Raw genomic sequence first — 20,591 nt, 5'->3', positions numbered from 1 at the left:
GTCAAGGTCGGCAACCAGATCCTGGAGTCCCTCAACCTCAAGCAGCGGGGTCTGGAGATCGTCTCCTGTCCGTCCTGTGGGCGGGCCCAGGTCGATGTCTACAAGCTGGCCGAAGAGGTGACGGCGGGCCTGGAGGGCATGGAGGTCCCGTTGCGCGTCGCGGTCATGGGCTGCGTCGTCAACGGTCCGGGGGAGGCCCGCGAGGCCGACCTCGGCGTCGCCTCCGGCAACGGCAAGGGCCAGATCTTCGTGAAGGGCGAGGTCATCAAGACCGTCCCCGAGTCGAAGATCGTGGAGACCCTCATCGAGGAGGCCCTGAAGCTGGCCGAACAGATGGAGCAGGACGGCGTCGCGGCGGGGGAGCCGGCCGTCACCGTGAGTTGAACAGCACGGACCGAAGGGGGCCCGACGTGACGATCCTGGAGAACATCCGGCAACCACGCGACCTGAAGGCGCTGTCCGAGGCGGAACTCGGTGAACTGACCGAAGAGATCAGGGAGTTCCTGGTGCACGCGGTCGCCAGGACCGGCGGGCACCTGGGGCCCAACCTGGGTGTGGTCGAACTGACCGTCGCGCTCCACCGGGTCTTCGAGTCGCCGGTCGACCGCATCCTGTGGGACACCGGCCACCAGAGCTATGTGCACAAGCTTCTGACCGGGCGTCAGGACTTCTCCAAACTGCGCGGCAAGGGCGGCCTGTCCGGCTACCCCTCCCGTGAGGAGTCCGAGCACGACGTCATCGAGAACAGCCACGCCTCCACCGCCCTCGGCTGGGCCGACGGCCTCGCCAAGGCCCGCCAGGTGCAGGGCGAGAAGGGCCATGTGGTCGCGGTCATCGGCGACGGCGCGCTCACCGGCGGTATGGCCTGGGAGGCGCTGAACAACATCGCGGCCGCCAAGGACCGGCCGTTGATCATCGTCGTCAACGACAACGAGCGCTCGTACGCGCCGACCATCGGCGGACTGGCCAACCACCTCGCGACCCTGCGCACGACCGACGGCTACGAGAAGGTGCTGGCCTGGGGGAAGGACGTACTGCTGCGCACCCCGGTCGTGGGCCATACGGTCTACGAGTCGCTGCACGGCGCGAAGAAGGGCTTCAAGGACGCGTTCGCGCCGCAGGGCATGTTCGAGGATCTCGGCCTGAAGTACGTCGGCCCGATCGACGGGCACGACATCAAGGCCGTCGAGTCCGCGCTGCGGCGGGCCAAGCGCTTCCACGGGCCGGTGCTGGTGCACTGTCTGACCGAGAAGGGGCGCGGCTACGAGCCCGCCCTCGCGCACGAGGAGGACCACTTCCACACCGTGGGTGCGATGGACCCCCTCACCTGCGTGCCGCTCACGCCCGCCGGAGGGCCGTCCTGGACGTCCGTCTTCGGCGAGGAGATCGTGCGGATCGGCGAGGAACGCGACGACGTGGTGGCGATCACTGCGGCGATGCTGCATCCGGTGGGACTCGGCAGGTTCGCCGAGCGCTTCCCGGACCGGGTGTGGGACGTCGGCATAGCCGAACAGCACGCGGCCGTGAGCGCGGCCGGCCTGGCGACCGGTGGTCTGCATCCCGTCGTCGCCGTCTACGCCACCTTCCTCAACCGGGCCTTCGACCAGCTGCTGATGGACGTGGCCCTGCACCGCTGCGGGGTCACGTTCGTGCTGGACCGGGCCGGCGTCACCGGTGTGGACGGGGCCTCGCACAACGGCATGTGGGACATGTCCGTGCTCCAGGTCGTCCCGGGACTGCGCATCGCGGCCCCCCGCGACGCCGAGCAGCTGCGCGCGCAGCTGCGGGAGGCGGTCGCGGTGGACGACGCGCCGACACTGGTCCGCTTCCCGAAGGAGTCGGTCGGGCCCGAGGTGCCGGCCATCGGCCGGGTGGGCGGCATGGACGTGCTGCGCCGCGGCGACCGCGCGCAGGTGCTCCTGGTGGCCGTCGGCGTCATGGCGCCGGTGTGTCTGCGGGCGGCCGAGCTGCTGGAGGCCCGGGGCGTCGCCTGCACGGTCGTCGACCCCCGGTGGGTGAAGCCCGTCGACCCGGCGCTGCCCGGCCTCGCCGCCGAGCACCGGCTGGTGGCCGTCGTCGAGGACAACAGCCGGGCCGCCGGCGTCGGATCGGCGGTGGCGCTGGCCCTGGGCGACGCCGAGGTCGACGTGCCCGTACGGCGGTTCGGGATCCCGGAGCAGTTCCTCGCGCACGCCAAGCGCGGCGAGGTGCTCGCCGACATCGGCCTCACCCCCGTCGAGGTGGCCGGCCGGATCAGCGCGAGCCTGGCCGCCAAGGATGTCGGGTCCGCCGACGCCGCGGTGACCGGCCCACTCAAGGAGAAAGCTGAATGACCACGGAGTTCGACCTCGGCGCCCTCCTGGCCGAGCGCGGAGCCGAGCGCTACGAGCTGCACGGCAGATACCTCAACCACCAACTGCCGCGGATGCTGCACACCCTCGGCTTCGACAAGGTCTACGAGCGCGCTGAGGGCGCGTACTTCTGGGACGCGGACGGGAACGACTACCTGGACATGCTCGCCGGGTTCGGCGTGATGGGGCTGGGCCGCCACCACCCAGTCGTCCGCAAGGCGCTGCACGACGTCCTCGACGCCCAGCTCGCCGACCTGACCCGCTTCGACTGCCAGCCGCTGCCCGGGCTGCTGGCCGAGAAGCTGCTCGCCCACAGCCCGCACCTGGACCGGGTGTTCTTCGGCAACAGCGGCACGGAGGCGGTGGAGACGGCGCTGAAGTTCGCCCGGTACGCCACCGGCAGGCCGAGGGTCCTGTACTGCGACCACGCCTTCCACGGGCTCACCACGGGCTCGCTGTCGGTGAACGGCGAGTCGGGGTTTCGGGACGGGTTCGCGCCCCTGCTGGCCGACACGGCGGTCCCGCTCGGCGATCTCGACGCCCTGGCCGGCGAGCTGAAGAAGGGGGACGTCGCCGCCCTGATCGTCGAGCCGATCCAGGGCAAGGGGGTGCACGAGGCGCCGCCCGGCTATCTGCGCGCGGCGCAGGAGCTGCTGCACCGGCACAAGGCACTGCTGATCGCCGACGAGGTGCAGACGGGTCTCGGCCGGACCGGCGACTTCTACGCCTACCAGCACGAGGAGGGCGTCGAGCCGGACCTGGTGTGCGTGGCCAAGGCGCTGTCCGGGGGCTATGTGCCGGTCGGCGCCACGCTCGGCAAGGACTGGATCTTCAAGAAGGTCTACTCGTCGATGGACCGGGTGCTCGTGCACTCGGCGAGCTTCGGGTCCAACGCACAGGCCATGGCGGCCGGGCTCGCGGTGCTGTCCGTCCTGGAGAACGAGCAGATCGTGGCCGGCGCGCGGGTCACGGGCGAGCTGCTCAGGTCCCGGCTGGCGGCACTGGTCGACAAGTACGAGCTGCTGGCCGACGTCCGCGGCCGGGGTCTGATGATCGGGATCGAGTTCGGGAAGCCCAGATCGCTGAAGCTGCGCAGCCGGTGGGCCATGCTCCAGGCGGCCCGCAAGGGGCTGTTCGCGCAGATGGTGGTGGTACCGCTGCTCCAACGGCACCGGATCCTCACCCAGGTCTCCGGTGACCACCTGGAGGTGATCAAGCTGATCCCGCCGTTGATCGTCGGCGAGCCGGAGGTGGACCGGTTCGTCGACGCCTTCAGCGCCGTGATGGACGACGCGCACAGCGGCGGCGGGCTGATGTGGGACTTCGGCAAGACGCTGGTGAAGCAGGCGGTGGCCAACCGCTGAGCGGCGCGGGAGAGCGGGCGGCCGCGAGAACTGTCCGCGCTCCCGAGCGTTTTTGCCTCTGAGGCAACAAATTTGCCGCAGAGGCAAAATCGCCGTCCAATGGAGTCATGAGCCCGCCCGAGTCCGAGCCCCCGGCGGAGCCGGCCGGGGCTCTTCCCGCCGTCGCCCCCCAGCTGCGCGCCCAGCGCCGCCGGGCCGCCCTCACCCTGGAGGCCGCGGCCCGCGCCGCCGGGCTGTCCCCGGCCCATCTCTCCCGCCTGGAGACGGGGCAGCGCCAGCCCTCGCTGCCGATGCTGCTCGCGCTCGCCCGTATCTACGGTACGACGGTCTCGGAACTGCTCGGCGAGACGTCCGCCGACCGGGACGCCGTCGTCCGCGCCGCCGACATGGAGCCGACCCGCGCGGGCGGCTGGACGTACTGGCAGGCGGGCGGCTCCGGGCGCGGGATGCAGGCCCTGCGCGTCGAGGTGCCGTACGGCTCCCAGGGGGACGTCGTGCGCGTGCACCCCGGGGAGGAGTGGCTGCACGTCCTGCGCGGGCGGCTGCGGCTGCGCCTCGGGGACACCACCGAGCTGCTCGGGCCCGGTGACAGCGCGCACTTCGACTCGCTGACCCCGCACCGCATCGCGGCGCAGGACGCCGACGGGGTCGAGCTGCTCTTCGTCCACACCCTGCTGCAGAGCCCCACGGCCACGTTGTGCCTGGGCCCGACCCCTTCGGACATCGGAGAGACGCCATGAAGGACATCGAGGAGAAGTTCCCTCGCACCCTCTGGATCCGGCTCATCATCTACATCGCGGTGGGACACCTCTTCGCGGGGTTCCTCTTCCTGCTGTTCGAGGTGGGCGCCAACCAGTAGGGCCCCTCCGCGACGCCGGCTCAGTCGAGCAGTCGGTCCCGCAGCCGCTCACGGGTCTCGGGGGAGAGCCCGAGGCCCTCCTCCAGGTAGGCGTCGACGCCGCCCCAGGTCTCCTCGATGGTCTCCATGGCCGCCTCGAGGTACTCCGCGCGCGCGTCGAAGAGCGGACCGAGCAGCTCCATGACCTCGGGGGAGTAGGCCGCGGCGGAGGTGGCGCTGCGGCGCACCCGGTAGCGGCGGTGCTTGGCGTTGGACTCCAGGTAGTCGGCGAGGATCGCCTCGCGCTCCACGCCCAGGGCGAGCAGCGTCACCGCGATGGACAGGCCCGCGCGGTCCTTGCCCGCCGCGCAGTGCATCAGGGCCGGGACGCTGTCCTCGGCGAGCGAGTGCAGCACCTGCGCGTGCTCGGCCGTCCGCTCCTTGATGATCGAGCGGTAGGAGGCGATCATCCGGCCGGCGGCCTTGCCGTCGCCCAGGATCCCGCGCAGCTGGTCGATCTCGCCGTCGCGCACCATCTTCCAGAACTCGGAGCCGTCCGCCGGGTCCGACAGGGGCAGGTTCACATTGCGCACGCCCGGCAGCTCGACGTCCGGGCCCTCCAGCTTCTGGTCCGCGGCGTTGCGGAAGTCGAAGACGGTGTGCAGGCCCAGGCCGGAGAGGAACGCGGCGTCCTCGTCGGTCGCGTGCGCGAGATGGCCGCTGCGGAACAGCACGCCGTGCCGCACCCGACGGCCGTCGACGGTCGGCAGACCGCCCACGTCCCGGAAGTTGCGCACAGCGGCCAGCTCGGGCTCGGTCGACGGGATCTGCTGCGTCACGGGGGCTCCCTCCCTGTCGGTCTCCGTCGGCGCGGCTCGTGGTGGCCGACGGGACACGTCCCCGACGATACGACATGGATTCCCCGGGCAACGGGTTGTCCACAGGGCGGTACCGCGGACGTCTGACCAGGTGAGAGTTGTCCACGGGAAGTTGCCCTGCGGGCCGACCGCATTCGATGATGTTGATGCTTGATCGCACCTGTTCGAATTAGTGGGGGTTTGATGCCCGAGATCGCCGACAACGGCCGCACCTGGCTCCTTACCGGGCCGACGAGCAGCTACGCCCTCCACCTCACCGAGGCCGACGAGCTGGTCCACCTGCACTGGGGCCCCGGCATCGCGCTCGCGGACGCCGAGGCGCTCGCCGCCCTCCCGGCCTCGGAGCGCGGGGCGTCCTTCGAGTCCCCGCTCGACGGCCGGGAGGAGTACCCGGTCGAGGGCGGCCCGCGCTTCGTCCGGCCCGCCCTGTCCGTGCGCACCGACGAGCGCCGCGGCACCGAGTGGTCCTACGAGGACTTCGAGGCCGACGGCGACGAGCTGCGGCTGCGGTTCCGGGACGCCGGGCTGGCCGTCACCCTGCACTACCGGATGCGGGGCGATGTCGTCGAGCGCTGGACGACCCTGTGCAACGACGGCGAGCGGCCGCTGGAACTGCTGCGCGCCGACTCCGCCACCTGGACCCTGCCCGAGCGCGACGACTGGCGGCTGTCGCAGCTGCACGGCCGCTGGGCCGCCGAGTCCCGGCTCACCCGGTCCCCGCTCACCTACGGCGAGCAGGTCATCGGCAGCCGCCGCGGTCACACCGGGCACCAGCACCTGCCCTGGGTCGCCCTGGACACCGACGCCACCGAGGAGCGCGGCGAGGTCTACGGCTGCGCCCTCGGCTGGTCGGGGTCCTGGCGGATCGCCGTCGCCCAACTCCCGGACGCGCGCGTGCAGATCACCGGGGGCGCCGGGTACGACGACTCGGGTCTGCTGCGGCTGGCCGCGGGGGAGTCCTTCACCACGCCCGTCTTCGCCGGGCTGTGGAGCGACGCCGGCTTCGGCGGGGCGAGCCGCACCTGGCACGCCTACCAGCGCGCGTACGTCGTCCCGGACGCCGAACAGGACCGGCCGGTGCTGTTCAACTCCTGGGAGGCCACCTACTTCGACATCTCCGAGGAGCAGCAGGGCGCGCTCGCCCGGCGGGCCGCCGCGATGGGCGTGGAGCTCTTCGTCGTCGACGACGGCTGGTTCGGGGCGCGCACCGGCGACCACGCGGGCCTCGGCGACTGGCGGCCCAACCCCGACCGGTTCCCGGGCGGGCTGAAGCCCCTCGCCGACTACGTGCACGGCCTCGGCATGCAGTTCGGCATCTGGGTCGAGCCCGAGATGGTCAACCCGGACAGCGAGCTGTACCGGGCGCACCCCGACTGGGTGCAGTTCCAATCGGGACGAAAGCGGACGGAGTTCCGCAATCAACTCGTACTGAACCTCGCGCGCGAGGACGTCCAGGAGTACCTCTGGGAGCAGCTCCACGGGCTCCTCTCCAGCGCGCCCGTCGACTATGTGAAGTGGGACTTCAACCGCTGCTTCACCGACGCCGGCTGGCCGGACGACCCCTATCCGCAGCGCCTCTGGGTCGACCACGTCCGGGCCCTGTACGCGCTCCTGGACCGGTTGCGGGCGGCTCATCCCGGGGTCGCCTTCGAGTCCTGCTCCGGCGGCGGCGGTCGTATCGACCTCGGGATCATGAGCCGCACCGACCAGGTGTGGACCTCCGACAACACCGATCCGCTCGACCGGCTCGACATCCAGCACGGCTTCAGCCAGATCCACCCCGCCCGGGTCATGGCGGCGTGGGTCACCGACAGTCCCAACACCCAGCTCAACGGCCGGGTCAGCTCGCTGCGCTTCCGGTTCGTCAGTGCCATGGCCGGTGTGCTCGGCGTCGGCGGGGACCTCTCCGAGTGGAGCGAGGAGGAGCTCTCCGAGGCGCGTCGGTGGGTGGACCTCTACAAGGAGATCCGGCCCCTCGTGCAGCAGGGCGACCTCTACCGGCTGCGGCCCCCGGCGGGCGGCCTGAGCGCCGTCCAGTATGTGCGCGGAGACGAGAGCGTCGTCCTCGCCTGGCTCCAGGCGCAGCGGTTCGGCGAGCCCGTTCCGGCGCTGCGGCTGCGCGGACTCGACCCGACAGCGGCGTACGAATGCCGTGAAACGGGCGAAGTCCACCGGGGGGCGGTGCTCCTGCACCACGGGCTGCGCACCGGACTGCGCGGCGACCTTGATGCGACGGTTATCCGGCTGCGTCGCATCTGAGGTTTCTGTCCGAATTGGATCCTTCGTTCCAACTCGCTCTGGAATAAAGGAACCTGGAGAGCTGTCACGTGAGCAGCGTCATATCCGTGACCGTACGTCGCCCGTCATGTTCACGTAATTCGTATGCATTTCAAGGGTGCTTGCTGTTGCGCGACCCCTTCGGCTCACGCAGGGTGACCGGGGATTCTCACAGCGGATCAAGAGAAAGGCGTTACCGGCGCAACCTCTGCTTGTCCCTGTGCGTCCTGGTCGCCTACGTTCCACACCAATCCGGACGGACGCCGAATCCTGCCACCGCCCGGGGACCGCACACTCACCCGTACGTGGCAGGAGCGGGGGACCCACAGGCACAACCGCCTGTTCCGGTCTCCGGAACAGGCTTCGGGGTAAAGCCGCGCCTCGGCGCGGCCGGGCATCTCCAGTCCGCACCCGACAGCTCACCTCGCAGGCGCCGGAGAGGAATTCGCCATGCCCGCGAAGGGTAAGCACCGCCGTCCGAAAGCCCAGCGCTTCACTCGCTCCATCGCCGTCGCCGGAACCGGCGGCGCCGCGCTCGCCCTTCCGCTGATAGGAGCCGCCGGCGCTCACGCGGCCCCGGCGCAGTCCGTCGCCCAGTCGGCTTCCCAGGCCGTTCCGGAAAAGGCCGTGCAGTCCGTGCCGGTGGCGCAGAAGGCGGCCACCGCCACGACGGCGAAGACCTACACCGTGCGGTCCGGCGACTATCTCTCGAAGATCGCGGACGACCAGAACGTCAGCGGCGGCTGGCAGAAGCTGTACCAGGACAACCGGCAGGCCGTCGGCAGCGACCCGTCGCTGATCCACCCCGGACTGAAGCTCTCCCTCGGCAAGAAGGCCGCGACCTCCACGACCGGCGGGACCGGCTCGTCGTCCGGTTCCTCCTCGTCCTCGTCGAAGTCGAAGGCGTCCGGGACCAAGTCGTCGTCCTCTTCGTCCTCTTCCTCCTCGTCGTCCGGTTCGTCCTCCTCGAAGACGGTCACCCAGGCCGTCGAGAGCGGCACCGGCACCTCCAGCGGTTACACGCTGCCGGTGGCGGGCGCCACCGTCGGCACGGCGTACCACACGGCCGGCAGCATGTGGTCCAGCGGCTACCACACGGGCACCGACTTCGTCGTCCCGACCGGCACCTCCCTCAAGGCCGTGGGCGCGGGCACCGTCGTCTCCGCGGGGTGGGGCGGCGCGTACGGCAACCAGGTCGTCATCAAGCTCGCCGACGGCTACTACGCCCAGTACGCCCACCTGTCCCAGCTCTCCGTCTCGGCCGGCCAGACCGTGACCGCGGGCCAGCAGGTCGGCCTCTCCGGTGCGACCGGCAACGTGACCGGCCCGCACCTGCACTTCGAGATCCGCACCACGCCGGACTACGGCTCGGACGTGGACCCGATCGCCTACCTCCGCTCGCACGGCGTCTCCGTCGGCTGACCCCCTCCGACTCCGACGACCTCCCGCCTGACACGCGGCCGAAGGCCGGACCCCGATCCCCGGGTCCGGCCTTCGGCGTGTCCGGCCTTCGGTATGTCCGGGCGGCGCCGGTGTCGGAGTGTGCGCGTTCATGATCGTTCTATTGCGTTCTTGTGGCATCCCTTCTCGCCCCATCGACAGGTGGGACAGAGTGGGGACACAGTGATCCCCGTCAGTGAGCAAGCGCTTTCTATCGCTCCTCGGAGGTCCTGTGTCCGGCGTCGACCGACGCATCGTCATCAAGGGCGCCGCCGCCGCGGCCGCCGTCACCGTCGCGGCCCTGCTGGGCGGACTCGTCTCCGCGCCCGCCGGGCACGCCACCGAGATCCCGCGCCGGATCGTCGAGAACCTCGACCGCGGCCTGGTCGCCACCCCGTCGGGCGACGGGACCTTCCTCAGCTGGCGGCTGCTCGGCACCGAATACGCGCGCTACGGCGACGCCATCGCCTTCAACGTCTACAAGAACGGCCGCCGCCTCAACCGCGAGCCGATACGGAAATCGACGACCTACCAGGACGACAGCCCGGGGAGGGGGACGTACACCGTCCGCGCCGTCGTCGACGGACATGTGCAGAAGCCGAGTCCGGCGGCCCTGCTCTTCACCGACGGCTACGCCGAGATCCCGCTGGCCGGCGCCGACGGCTACACCGTCCAGCACGCCTGGCCGGGCGACCTCGACGGCGACGGACGCTACGAGCTCGTCGTCAGCCGGCTGTCCGGGACCCGCGACCGGCCGGACCTGCTGGAGGCGTACACGCTCACCGGCGAGCGCCTGTGGCGGGTCGACCTCGGGCCCGGCTCCTACACCCAGGTCGGCGGGAACGGCGCCAACGACCCGGCGCCCGCCGCGATCAGCGGTTCCACGGCGATCGGCGGCTACCGCAACGACGACAACGTCACCGTCTACGACCTCGACGGCGACGGCCGTGCCGAGGTGCTGGCGCACACCGCAGCCGGGACCACCTTCGCCGACGGCTCGCAGGTCACCGCCGCCTCGCCCGCGAACCAGTTCGTGTCGGTGATCGACGGAGCGACCGGCACCGAGCGGACCCGGCAGCCCGTCCCCGACGACTTCGTGGCCGACGGCCCCTCCGGCGGCCACTTCGGCATCGCCTACCTGGACGGTCGGCACCCCAGCCTGGTGACCAAGTTGGTCACCCGCGTCGGAGCCAAGCGCGGTGCGTTCAGGGTCCTGTTCCAGACCTGGGACTTCGACGGCACCGATCTCAGCCGCCGTTGGAAGTACGTCGTGGACCCGACGACCGGCGCGACCAGCTTCCACCAGATCCGCACCGTCGACGTCGACGGGGACGGAAAGGACGAGATCGCCGACGGCAACTACGTCGTGAACAGCGACGGCACGCTGCGCTACGTCGTCGACCGGGCCATCCACGGCGACCGCTTCGACATCGCCGACCTCGACCCCGACCGGCCCGGCCTGGAGGGCTTCGCCATCCAGCAGTCCGAGCTGGGCATCGTCTCCGCGTTCCCCTGGTACTACTACGACGCCGACACCGGCGAGCGGCTGGTGACCGGCTCGCACCCGACGAGCCCCGTGAGCGACGCCGACCTCGACACCGGCCGCGGGAACGCCGCGGACATCGACCCGGGCCACCGCGGCTACGAGTACTGGACGTCCACCGCCGACGTGACCCGGCCCGGCGCGGGCGTCTTCAACGTCCAGGACGGCAAGGTCTCCGCCACCACTCCCAGCGTCAACTTTCGTATCTGGTGGGACGGTGACAAGGCGTCAGAGCTGCTCGACTTCACCCGGGTCGAGAAGTGGGACCCGGCGACCGAGAGCAGCGCGACGGTCTTCGACCCGGCCGGCGTCGTCTCCGGCGCCCGCAACGCCACCCCGTTCTACGGCGACCTCGTCGGCGACTGGCGCGAGGAGATCCTCGCCGAGACCGCCGACCACACCGCCCTGCGCCTCTACACCACCACCGCGCCGACCGGCACCCGCGTCTACACGCTCGCGCAGAACCCCGCGTACCGCCTCGGCTGGACCGTACGCGGCTACCTCCAGTCCACGTACACCGACTACTACCTCGGCACCGAGACCCGCCGTGTCCCCGCGCCGCACCTCACCACCCCCGCCCACTGAAGGAGCCGACCGACATGACGACCACCCGCAGGGCCTTCGGAGCCCTCACGGCAGGCGCGGCGCTGGCCGCCCTCGCCCCGGCGACGGCCGCGACCGCCGCGAGCCCCCGGCCCCGCCACCGCCGCCTGATCGCCCACGACGACTTCCGCCACGGCCTGCGCCAGTGGGCCGTCGAACTGGAGAAGGGCGGAACGGTCACGGCCTCCCGCGGGACCCTGGAGGTCGACGTGCCCGCCGGGGCGACGATCTGGTTCAAGCGGCCGCTCCAAGGGCCGTACGTCCTCGAGTACGTCGCCACGCCCGTCTCCGCGGGCGGGGTCAACGACCGCGTCTCCGACCTCAACAACTTCTGGAACGCCGTCGACGTCCGCTCCCCGGAGGATCTGTTCGCCACCCCGCGCGGCGGCGCCCTCGCCGAGTACGACTACCTCAAGACGTATTACGTCGGCTACGGCGCCAACACCAACACGACGACCCGGCTGCGCCGCTACGTCGGCGAGGCGGGGGTGCGTCCGCTGATCTACGACTACACCGAGCCGCTGCTCGTCGCGAACGAGCCGAACCACGTCCGCATCGTCTCCGACGGTTCGGTCGTCCGCTGGTGGAACAACGGCCGGCTCGTCTTCGACCACAGCGACCCGGAGCCGTACACGGGCGGGCACTTCGCCTTCCGCACCACCTGGAGCCATTTCCGGATCAACGACTTCCGGGCGTGGTCCCTTATTCCCTGATTGGCAAATTCTTTAAGGGTGTCTTATCTCACCGCCCGTCAACCCCTTCCTACGATCGCGTAGGTCACATTCGAAGGTGAATGATGAACTGCTGTGGCAGACGATTCGAAGAGTGACGACAGATCAGTGATCAGGTCGTACGTGGCGGTGGGGGACAGTTTCACCGAGGGCGTCGGCGACCCAGGCCCCGACGGGGCGTTCGTCGGCTGGGCGGACCGCCTCGCGGTGCTCCTGGCCGACCGGCGGCCCGAGGGCGACTTCAACTACACCAACCTCGCGGTCCGCGGAAAGCTGCTCGACCAGATCATGGAGGACCAACTCCCCAGGGCGGTGGAACTCGCCCCGGACCTGGTCTCCTTCTGTGCGGGCGGCAACGACATCCTCCGTCCCGGTACCGACCCGGACGAGGTCGCCGAGCGTTTCGAACGCGCGATCTCGGCCCTGACCGCCGCAGCCGGCACCGTCATGGTGACGACCGGCTTCGACACCCGTGGCGTCCCCGTGCTCAAGCACCTGCGCGGCAAGATCGCCACCTACAACGGGCACGTGCGTGCCGTGGCCGACCGCTACGGCTGTCCGGTGCTCGACCTGTGGTCCCTGAAGTCCATTCAGGACCGCAGGGCCTGGGACGGCGACCGGCTCCACCTCTCCCCGGAGGGGCACACGCGCGTGGCGCTGCGCGGCGGGCTGGCCCTCGGCCTCGAGGTACCGGCCGATCCGGAGCAGCCGTGGCCGCTGCTCCCGCCGCGCGGCACCCTGGACGTGCGGCGCGACGACGTCCACTGGGCGCGCGAGTACCTGGTCCCGTGGATCGGACGCCGGCTGCGCGGGGAGTCCTCCGGCGACCACGTGACCGCCAAGGGCACGCTGTCGGCGGACGACATCAGGATGCGGATAGCGGCCGTGGCCTGAACCGCCGACAGGAGGGGACGCGGCCGGCCGCGGACGACGCACGGCCGGCCGCTCCACCAGTGAGGTGAGCGCACGGGAGTGGCGCCCGGGCGGGGCCGGGCGCCGGTGCTGGGATGACCGCACCCGCACCTGGCACCGCCCGACACCTCCAAGGACCGGTCCCGCATGCCCTTTCCCGGTACGCCCTTCTCCCGTACGCCCCTTCCCCTTACGTCCGTTCCCCGTACGTCTCTCCCCCGGATGTCCGTCGCCGCGGCCCTCGTCACCCTGCTCGCCCTGGGCGTCACGGCGCCCGCCGCGCCGGCGGCGGCGGCCGCGCTGCCCGCCCACCCCGCCGCGACGGCCCGTCCGCTCGCCCCGGACAGCCCCGCCACCGTGACGGTGACCGGCGAGGGCAGCGCGAGCGCACCGCCCGACCTCGCGGTCGTCGGCGCAGGCGTCGAGGCCTCCGCCAAGACCTCGCAGTCCGCGCTGGACGCGCAGAACAAGGCGGCCGCCGCGCTGCTGGCCGCCGTCCGCGCGCAGGGCGTCGCCGACCGGGACATCCGAACGGAGAGCGTCTCCCTCGACGCCGTCTACGACCACACGGGCGGCACCGCCCGCCTGACGGGGTACCAGGCCGCGCAGTCCTTCTCCGTGAAGGTGCGTGAGGTGGCGAAGGTCGGCGCGGTCGTGCAGGCGGTCACCGACGCCGCCGGTGACGCCGCGCGGATCGGCTTCGTGGCCTTCGACGTCGCCGACCCCGCCCCGCTGCGGGCCGGGGCGCGCGAGGCCGCGCACGCCGACGCCCACGCCAAGGCCGAGCAGTACGCCCGCCTCAGCGGCCGTCGCCTGGGCCGTCTCGTCTCGCTCAGCGAGGACGCGTCCAGCTCCCCGCGTCCGGCGCCGTCGGCCGCGGACACCCCCGGGGCCGGCCTCGGCGGTGCGCCCGTCGCGCCCGGCGAGATCCGCGCGACGGCGACGGTGACGGCGGTGTACGAGCTGGACTGACCCCTCCTCCCGCCGGAACCGGCCACGAGCCCGGTCGGACGCCGGACCACCTCGCCAGACCGGCCGGACGACAGCCGTACCGGGCCCCGGCTCGGACGACAGCCGTGCCGGGCCGCGGGTTCGCGGCGGCAGCCGGTCTCTCAGCGCTCCTGGGCGCTCAACGTCTCGGGGCCCAGACCGAGTTCCCGGGCCAGCGCCTCGTCGACCCACTCCTGGGCCCGGGCCCGGGACACCGTGCCCGCGTAGGACGTCAGCTGCACGGCGAGGCCGTCCAGCAGGGCCGTCAGACGCAGGGCCGTGCCGGCCGGGTCCGGGCAACGGAACTCGCCCGCGGCCACGCCCTCCGCGATCACCTCGGCGAGCGCCGCCTTCCACTCCTTGTCGAGATCGCGCGCGACGTCCCGCAGCGCGGGCTCGCGCAGCGACACCGCCCAGCCCTCGATCCACAGCCGCCAGCCCTTGGCCTGCCCCGTGGGCGCGTACCAGCGCACCGCCGACCGCAGCCGGCGCAGGGCCGTGGTACGGCGGCCGACCAGCTTGCGCAGCCGCGTCAGGTCGCCCTCGGCCGCGTAGGCGAACGCGTCGGCGACGAGCTTCTCCTTCGTCGAGAAGTGGTAGAGCACCAGGGCGTTGCTCACGCCGAGGGCCGCGGCCACGTCGGCGATCCTGACCGCCGCCACGCCCCGCGCCTCGATCTGCTCGATGGCCGCCCGCAGCAGTTCCTCGCGCCGCTCGGCCACACTCAACCGGACCCTCACCACGCCGTCACCCTAATCCGTCGGTGTGATCGACGCCGGACCGGTCCGTGGCGGCGGCCGCTCACCCCTCGGGCCGGTACCGCCCGAAGCGTTCCGCGATCACCGGCAGCCGCTGTTCGGCGATCGTGTGCGCGGCGGCCCGGGGCGTCGTGCCGTCCGCCTCGGCGCGGGCCAGCACCAGTTCCACCAGGGCGCGCATCGAGCGCCGCGTGTACGCGAAGGCCTCCGCCGCGTCCGCGCCGATGTCGCCGAACAGCGTCCACCACCACCAGGCGTTCGTCCCGGAGTTGACGACGACGTCCGGCAGCACGCTCACCCCGCGCGCGTGCAGCAGCTTCTCCGCCTCCGGCAGGACGGGCATGTTGGCCGCCTCCGCGATCCACCGGGCGCCGATCCGCTCCTGTTCCTCGACCCCGACGGCGTACGACACGGCGGCCGGCACCAGCACCTCCGCCTCCACCGACAGCCAGGCGTCGCCCGGCAGCTCGAGGTCGTCGGGGCGCAGCACGGAACGGTCCACGGTGCCGTGGGCGTCCCGCGCGGCGAGCAGCGCCTCCACGTCGAGACCGTCCGGGTGGGCGATCGTGCCCTTGACGTCGGCGACGGCCACGATCGTCAGCCCCGCGCGCGTGAGGAAGCGCGCGGTGGCCCCGCCCATGGTGCCGAACCCCTGGAGGGCGACCCGCGTCCCGGCGTACGCCACCCCGGCCCGGTCCAGGGCGGTCAGCACGGACTCGGCGACCCCGCAGCCGCCGACCAGCTCGTCCAGGCCGATGCCGTCCACCTCGACGGCGAAGGCGGCGGCGAGCCGCTCGCGCGCGGCGGACTCGTCGTCCAGCAGCGGGTAGACCGCCTGCACGGACGACACCAGCCCCGCTTCGGCGGCCGCCCGGTCCACCAGGTCCTGGGTCAGCCCCAGGTCCTCGCCGGTGGTCCAGCAGCTCTCCACGTACGGCCGCACCGCCCGCAGGTAGCGCACCAGCAGTCCGTACGCCTCCGGGTCCCGGGGATCACAGTCGATGCCGCCCTTGGCTCCGCCCAGGGGGACGTAGCGGGCCTCGGGGTCGTAGTGCAGCGCCTCCTTGAGGCTCATGCCGCGGGCGAGCCCGGTCACCTCCTCCAGGGTGCAGCCCGGCCGCATCCGCAGCCCGCCGCTGCACACGCCGCGCACCAGCCCGTCGACGACCAGGTGGCCCTGGCGCCCGGTGACGTGGTCGGTCCAGGTGAGCGACAGGAAGGGGGCGGTCATGCGTACTCCTCGACCGGCGGGCCGTTACGGCTGAAACGGCTGGTACTGAACAATGGGTCAGTATCGGAACGCAGGGAAGCCGTGTCAAAGCAGGTCGCGGCGGAATGAGCGGGATACCCCGGCGTTGTTGTCCCGTCGTCGTCCGGCGGAATGAGCGGGGTGACCCCGGCGTTGTCGGAGCGGGCAACCATAATGGAATGCCTCAGCGACTCCCCTGGAGGTACCGTGTCCGGTTTCCGTTCCCTGAGCTCCGGGCTCCGCGCTCTACAGCCCGCGGCCTTCGGCGCGGATCCGAGCGGCGAACGCCTGGCGCGCATCCGCAGATCTCCCCACTTCAAGGACGGCGTCTTCCAGAACCCCGGCGGCGTGGCGAGCACTCGCCCCTCGGGTTCGATGCTCGAGTTCGCCAAGGTCTTCTTCGACAGGGACCAGCGACCCCGCCGTGCCCCCGTGGGCACCGTGCCCGTGCACCCCACCACCCTCGCCGACCTGGCCAAGCCGCCGGCGACGGGCCTGCGGCTGACCTGGATGGGGCACTCCAGCGTGCTCGCGGAGATCGACGGGCAGCGCGTGCTGTTCGACCCCGTCTGGGGCGAGCGCTGTTCCCCGTTCTCCTTCGCGGGACCCAAGCGGCTGCACCCGGTACCGCTGCCGCTGGCCGCGCTGGGCCCGGTCGACGTCGTCGTCATCTCCCACGACCACTACGACCATCTGGACCTGCCCACGATCAAGGCTCTCGCGGACACGGACACCCTGTTCGCCGTGCCGCTCGGCGTCGGCTCCCACCTCGAACACTGGGGCGTGTCCGCCGACCGGGTGCGCGAGCTGGACTGGCACGAGGCGACGAAGGTCGGCGGACTCACCCTGACCGCCACCCCGGCCCGTCACTTCTGCGGCCGCGGACTGCGCAACACCCAGCACACCCTGTGGGCCTCCTGGGTGGTCGCGGGCGATGAGCACCGGATCTACCACAGCGGCGACACCGGCTACTTCGAGGGCTTCAAGGACATCGGCGCCGAGCACGGGCCGTTCGACGCGACCATGATCCAGATCGGGGCCTACTCGGACTTCTGGCCCGACATCCACATGACCCCCGAGGAGGGCATGCGCGCCCACCTGGACCTCCAGGGCGGTCCCGGCGGAGTGATGCTGCCGATCCACTGGGGCACGTTCAACCTCGCCACCCACGCGTGGACCGACCCGGGGGAGGGCACCCTGGCCGCCGCGCGGGCCGTCGGCGCGCGGGCCGCCCTGCCCCGCCCGGGCGAGCCCTTCGAGCCCGGCGCCGAGACCGTCCCGGGCGAGCCGTGGTGGCGGGACGTGGCACGCGCTCCGGCCGCCGGATGGCAGCCCCTGATCGCGACGGCAACCAAGGCCAAAGCCGATACCGAGAGTGACGAAAGTCGGCGCGCCGTCGAGGGCGGCGACGCGCCGGAGGCGGTTCCGGCGGGCTGACCGAGGGCCGGAGGTGTTCGACCGTGCGGGCCGGGGAGCGAAAAGCTCCCCGGCCCGCACGGTCGTTTCCGGACCACCTCTGAACAGGTCTGATCGTCTTCTTTCCGTGTTGCCTGCCCGGTGGTGCGGTCTTATCGGTCTGTCGTGCGAAGCCTCATACCAGAGCGGGACGCTCGCCGGGTGACTTTGTCAACTGCCCACCGCACCTGACACGCTGCCGACTACTGTGAGTGGCCGTCGGGCGACAGTGGGCCGAATTCCTGGGCTCCCCGACCGACGGCCAGGCTCGACGGACCAGTACGAGGACACCCGATGTCGCACCTCCGCGCACCCGCCGCACGTGCCGACCGCCGTGAGGGCGGCCGGCACGGGCGACCGGTCGCCCGCCCCGCACCGGCGCCGGCCGAGACACACATACGGCCCCAGTTGCTGCGGCTCGCCGTGCTCCCGCCGACCGCGGTCGCCCTCAGCGCCTGCGCGGTCGTCCTGTTCACCGTGCGCTCCTCCGGCGTCCGGCCCGGCGCGACCCTGTGGGCGGTCCTCGCCGGCGGCGTCGCGGTGACCGGCGTCGGCATCGTGATCGCCGCCGTGGCCGCGGACCGCGCCGCCCGCTCCGTCAGCGACCGCGTCGCGGCCCTGCGCCGCGGCAGCGCGCGCGGCGAGGCCGACCTGCGGGCCGTCGTCGAGGCGCTGCGCCGGGGCGAGGCCCCGCCCCCGCGCACGTCACGCGGCGGCCCGCCCGGCGACGCCGACGACTTCGAGCTGCTCGCCGCCGACCTGGCCCGGGCCCACGACGGGGCCGTCACCGCCGTCGTCCAGGCCGCGCAGCTGTCCAGTCAGGCCGGCAGCGAACAGAAGCTGGAGGTCTTCGTCAATCTCGCGCGCCGCCTTCAGTCCCTGGTGCACCGCGAGATCTCGATCCTCGACGAGCTGGAGAACGCGATCGAGGACCCCGACCTCCTCAAGGGCCTCTTCCACGTCGACCACCTCGCCACCCGCATCCGCCGGCACGCCGAGAACCTCGCCGTCCTCGGCGGGGCCGTCTCCCGGCGGCAGTGGAGCAACCCCGTCTCCATGACCGAGGTGCTGCGCTCCGCCATCGCCGAGGTCGAGCAGTACGCACGGGTCAAGCTGGTCCCGCCCATCGACGGCGAACTGCGCGGCCACGCCGTCGCCGACGTCATCCACCTGCTCGCCGAACTCGTCGAGAACGCCACGGTGTTCTCCGCCCCGCACACCCAGGTGCTGCTGCGCGCCAACCTCGTCACCTCCGGGCTCGCCGTCGATGTCGAGGACCGCGGCCTCGGTATGCCCGTCGAGGAGCAGAGCAGGATGAACGCCCTGCTCGCCGACCCCGACCAGGTCAACGTCGGACGGCTGCTCGCCGACGGCCGCATCGGCCTGTTCGTCGTCTCCCAGCTCGCCCGACGGCACGGCATCCGGGTCCGTCTCCAGAGCAACATCTACGGCGGCGTCCAGGCCGTCCTCGTGGTGCCGCAGGCGCTGCTGGGCTCCGCGCCGGGCGTCCCCGGGGCGGTATCGCGAGGTCCGGACACCGACGGCGCCGGCCTGCCCCTCGCGCCCGCCGCACCCCCCGCCCCGGCCGCCCCGGTACGGCCGCCCCTGCCCCCCGCCCCGCAGTCCCGCGCCGCCCGGACACCCGATCCCGCACCGCCGCCCCACCCCCGCAACCCCGCGGGCGTGGGCCGGCCGACGGGCTTCGCGCACCCGCAGGACGCGCCGGGCACGGGCGGGTCCCCGGTGCCGTCCCCGGGGCGGGACACCGACGGTGCCGGACGGTCGTTCGTGCCGGTGCGGGTGCCGGACGGCGCCATGCCTCCCGGTCCGTCGGCCGGGTCGCCCCAGGCGTGGGGCATCCCGGGCGGTGGTCGCACCCCGGCCCCGTCCCCGACGCAGGACCCGCCCGGCCCGGGGGCGCACCGGGCCGCCGAGCACCCGCAGGGTCGCCCGAGCGGCTCCGGCCCCGCCCATGCGGCCACGCCGGCCCCGTACCTCGGTCCCGCCCCCGCCGAGCCGGTCCCGCAGCGGCCGGACGCACCCGCGCCCCTGCCCGTCCGCGGGGCCCGCGCGGCACGGCCCAACCCGGCCGAGGCCGTGCCCGGCATCCGGCGCGGCGACCGGCCCGTCGTCGAGGAGCACGCGGGCCTCGCCCCCACCCCGCGCGTCGGCACGGTGCGCGGCACCATGGGCAAGCCCCAACTGCCCCGCCGCCGCGCCCAGGAGCACATCGTGCCCCAGCTGCGCGGCGGCCCCGCGCCGCGCCAGGACTCCGAGCAGCCCGCCGGCCACGACCCCGGCCTGATGGCGGCCTTCCAGCGCGGCATCGGCCTGGCCGAGGCCCAGCAGAGCCTGGAGGCGGACGTCCCGGACCCGGCACCGTCGCGGACGCCCGCCCCCGTCCCCGCCGCTCTCGACCTGCCGCTCGACCCGGCCGCCCACCCGGCGTCGGACCACGAGCGGCGACCCGGCGGCCACGACGCCGTCGATGCCGACGCCCCGCGCGAGGGCGCGCGACAGGGCCGGCTGGTGCCGCTGCCCGTCGACGCCGACGTACGACCGCCGCACCCGTCCCGCATACCGCAGGCGCGCCCCACGCCCGCCGCAGCGCCGCCCGAGGCGTACGGCCCGCGTGACGGGCTGGACCTGCCCGGTCCCGACCGATCCACCGCCCGGCACGACGGGAGCGCACCAGCCGGATGAGCACGGTCACCCCCACCCCCAGCGCTCCCGCAGATCTTCGTACCCCAAGGAGTCGATCCACCATGGCGAGCGATGCGCCGACCGGCCAGGTATCCGATCTCGACTGGCTGATGAGCGGCCTCGTGCAGCGCGTGCCGCACACCACGAGCGCGGTGCTGCTCTCCTGCGACGGGCTGGTGAAGTCGGTCCACGGCCTCGACCCCGACAGCGCCGACCACATGGCCGCCCTGGCCTCCGGCCTGTACTCCCTCGGCCGGAGCGCCGGCGTCCGGTTCGGCGACGGCGGGGACGTGCGACAGGTCGTCGTCGAACTCGACTCGACGCTGCTGTTCGTCACCACCGCCGGCTCGGGCGCGTGTCTCGCGGTGCTCGCCGGCCGGGAGGCCGACGCGGCCGTGCTCGGTTACGAGATGTCCATGCTCGTCAAGAGCGTCCGGCCGTATCTCATGACCGCGCCCCGGCAGCACGCCGTCGAACCGTCGGTGATGGGGCCTTGAAC

17 protein-coding genes and 1 riboswitch are annotated in these 20,591 nt (G+C 72.5%); of the genes, 14 read left to right on the top strand and 3 right to left on the bottom strand.

Annotation, left to right across the window (positions count from 1 at the left end):
• The 5 genes from ACIRPU_RS19775 to ACIRPU_RS19755 form a co-directional block, all read left to right on the top strand.
• On the top strand, positions 1-384 hold a 384-nt coding region (locus ACIRPU_RS19775; RefSeq protein WP_403868723.1), incomplete at its 5' end, for a flavodoxin-dependent (E)-4-hydroxy-3-methylbut-2-enyl-diphosphate synthase.
• Positions 385-410: 26 nt separating this feature from the next.
• Positions 411-2,333 (top strand): 1-deoxy-D-xylulose-5-phosphate synthase, encoded by a 1,923-nt coding sequence (gene dxs, locus ACIRPU_RS19770; RefSeq protein WP_403868720.1) that lies wholly within the window; start codon positions 411-413, stop codon positions 2,331-2,333.
• Positions 2,330-3,715, top strand: a complete 1,386-nt coding sequence (locus ACIRPU_RS19765) for an aspartate aminotransferase family protein (RefSeq protein ID WP_403868717.1) — start codon at positions 2,330-2,332, stop codon at positions 3,713-3,715. The genes dxs and ACIRPU_RS19765 overlap by 4 nt, the downstream gene beginning before the upstream one ends.
• Positions 3,716-3,822: 107 nt before the next feature.
• Positions 3,823-4,455: a helix-turn-helix domain-containing protein gene (locus tag ACIRPU_RS19760; RefSeq protein ID WP_403868715.1), complete on the top strand. Its 633-nt coding sequence runs from the start codon at positions 3,823-3,825 to the stop codon at positions 4,453-4,455.
• On the top strand, positions 4,452-4,574 hold the full coding sequence (locus ACIRPU_RS19755; RefSeq protein ID WP_355702403.1) for a DUF6126 family protein: 123 nt from the start codon (positions 4,452-4,454) through the stop codon (positions 4,572-4,574). Before ACIRPU_RS19760 ends, ACIRPU_RS19755 begins: the two co-directional genes overlap by 4 nt.
• Before the next feature lie 20 nt (positions 4,575-4,594).
• On the opposite strand, the gene ACIRPU_RS19750 is transcribed toward ACIRPU_RS19755, so the two are convergent.
• On the bottom strand, positions 4,595-5,392 hold the full coding sequence (locus ACIRPU_RS19750) for a tyrosine-protein phosphatase (RefSeq protein WP_403868712.1): 798 nt from the start codon (positions 5,390-5,392) through the stop codon (positions 4,595-4,597).
• Between the two features lie 222 nt (positions 5,393-5,614).
• Here ACIRPU_RS19750 and ACIRPU_RS19745 point away from each other — a divergent pair, with 222 nt between their 5' ends.
• The 6 genes from ACIRPU_RS19745 to ACIRPU_RS19720 all read left to right on the top strand — a co-directional run bounded on the left by ACIRPU_RS19745 (position 5,615) and on the right by ACIRPU_RS19720 (position 13,909).
• Entirely contained in the window at positions 5,615-7,690 is a 2,076-nt protein-coding gene (locus ACIRPU_RS19745; RefSeq protein ID WP_403868709.1) for an alpha-galactosidase, read from the top strand.
• A 269-nt stretch (positions 7,691-7,959) separates the two neighbouring features.
• Positions 7,960-8,154, top strand: a riboswitch (cyclic di-AMP (ydaO/yuaA leader).
• Between the two features lie 4 nt (positions 8,155-8,158).
• The gene (locus ACIRPU_RS19740) at positions 8,159-9,130 is read left to right on the top strand and encodes a peptidoglycan DD-metalloendopeptidase family protein (RefSeq protein ID WP_403868706.1); all 972 of its coding nucleotides are present in this window, start codon (positions 8,159-8,161) and stop codon (positions 9,128-9,130) included.
• Positions 9,131-9,380: 250 nt separating this feature from the next.
• Entirely contained in the window at positions 9,381-11,276 is a 1,896-nt protein-coding gene (locus tag ACIRPU_RS19735) for a hypothetical protein (RefSeq protein WP_403868703.1), read from the top strand.
• Positions 11,277-11,290: 14 nt separating this feature from the next.
• Entirely contained in the window at positions 11,291-12,007 is a 717-nt protein-coding gene (locus tag ACIRPU_RS19730; protein ID WP_403868701.1) for a DUF6250 domain-containing protein, read from the top strand.
• A gap of 126 nt (positions 12,008-12,133) precedes the next feature.
• On the top strand, positions 12,134-12,919 hold the full coding sequence (locus ACIRPU_RS19725; protein WP_403868699.1) for an SGNH/GDSL hydrolase family protein: 786 nt from the start codon (positions 12,134-12,136) through the stop codon (positions 12,917-12,919).
• Between the two features lie 240 nt (positions 12,920-13,159).
• Positions 13,160-13,909 (top strand): SIMPL domain-containing protein, encoded by a 750-nt coding sequence (locus ACIRPU_RS19720; RefSeq protein WP_403868696.1) that lies wholly within the window; start codon positions 13,160-13,162, stop codon positions 13,907-13,909.
• 140 nt (positions 13,910-14,049) lie between these two features.
• Here the strand turns inward: ACIRPU_RS19720 and ACIRPU_RS19715 are convergent, their stop codons facing one another.
• Together ACIRPU_RS19715 and ACIRPU_RS19710 are read right to left on the bottom strand one after the other, a co-directional pair.
• Positions 14,050-14,670 carry a TetR/AcrR family transcriptional regulator gene (locus ACIRPU_RS19715; RefSeq protein ID WP_403868693.1) on the bottom strand — a complete coding sequence of 207 codons (621 nt, stop codon included), beginning with the start codon at positions 14,668-14,670 and terminating at the stop codon, positions 14,050-14,052.
• 58 nt (positions 14,671-14,728) lie between these two features.
• Positions 14,729-15,916 carry a Glu/Leu/Phe/Val dehydrogenase dimerization domain-containing protein gene (locus ACIRPU_RS19710; RefSeq protein ID WP_403868690.1) on the bottom strand — a complete coding sequence of 396 codons (1,188 nt, stop codon included), beginning with the start codon at positions 15,914-15,916 and terminating at the stop codon, positions 14,729-14,731.
• A gap of 225 nt (positions 15,917-16,141) precedes the next feature.
• Between ACIRPU_RS19710 and ACIRPU_RS19705 the strand changes: the two genes are divergently transcribed.
• The 3 genes from ACIRPU_RS19705 (at position 16,142) to ACIRPU_RS19695 (ending at position 20,589) form a co-directional block, all read left to right on the top strand.
• A complete protein-coding gene (locus ACIRPU_RS19705; protein ID WP_403868687.1) occupies positions 16,142-17,371 on the top strand; it encodes an MBL fold metallo-hydrolase in 1,230 nt (409 codons plus the stop codon).
• 312 nt (positions 17,372-17,683) lie between these two features.
• Positions 17,684-20,092 carry an ATP-binding protein gene (locus tag ACIRPU_RS19700; protein ID WP_403868684.1) on the top strand — a complete coding sequence of 803 codons (2,409 nt, stop codon included), beginning with the start codon at positions 17,684-17,686 and terminating at the stop codon, positions 20,090-20,092.
• A gap of 62 nt (positions 20,093-20,154) precedes the next feature.
• Entirely contained in the window at positions 20,155-20,589 is a 435-nt protein-coding gene (locus ACIRPU_RS19695) for a roadblock/LC7 domain-containing protein (RefSeq protein WP_020129489.1), read from the top strand.
• Positions 20,590-20,591 lie beyond the last annotated feature (2 nt).

Origin of the sequence: Streptomyces sp. NPDC102259 (genome assembly GCF_044766465.1) — a bacterium.
Lineage (GTDB): Bacteria > Actinomycetota > Actinomycetes > Streptomycetales > Streptomycetaceae > Streptomyces.
This window is presented reverse-complemented; position numbering and strand designations above follow the sequence as displayed.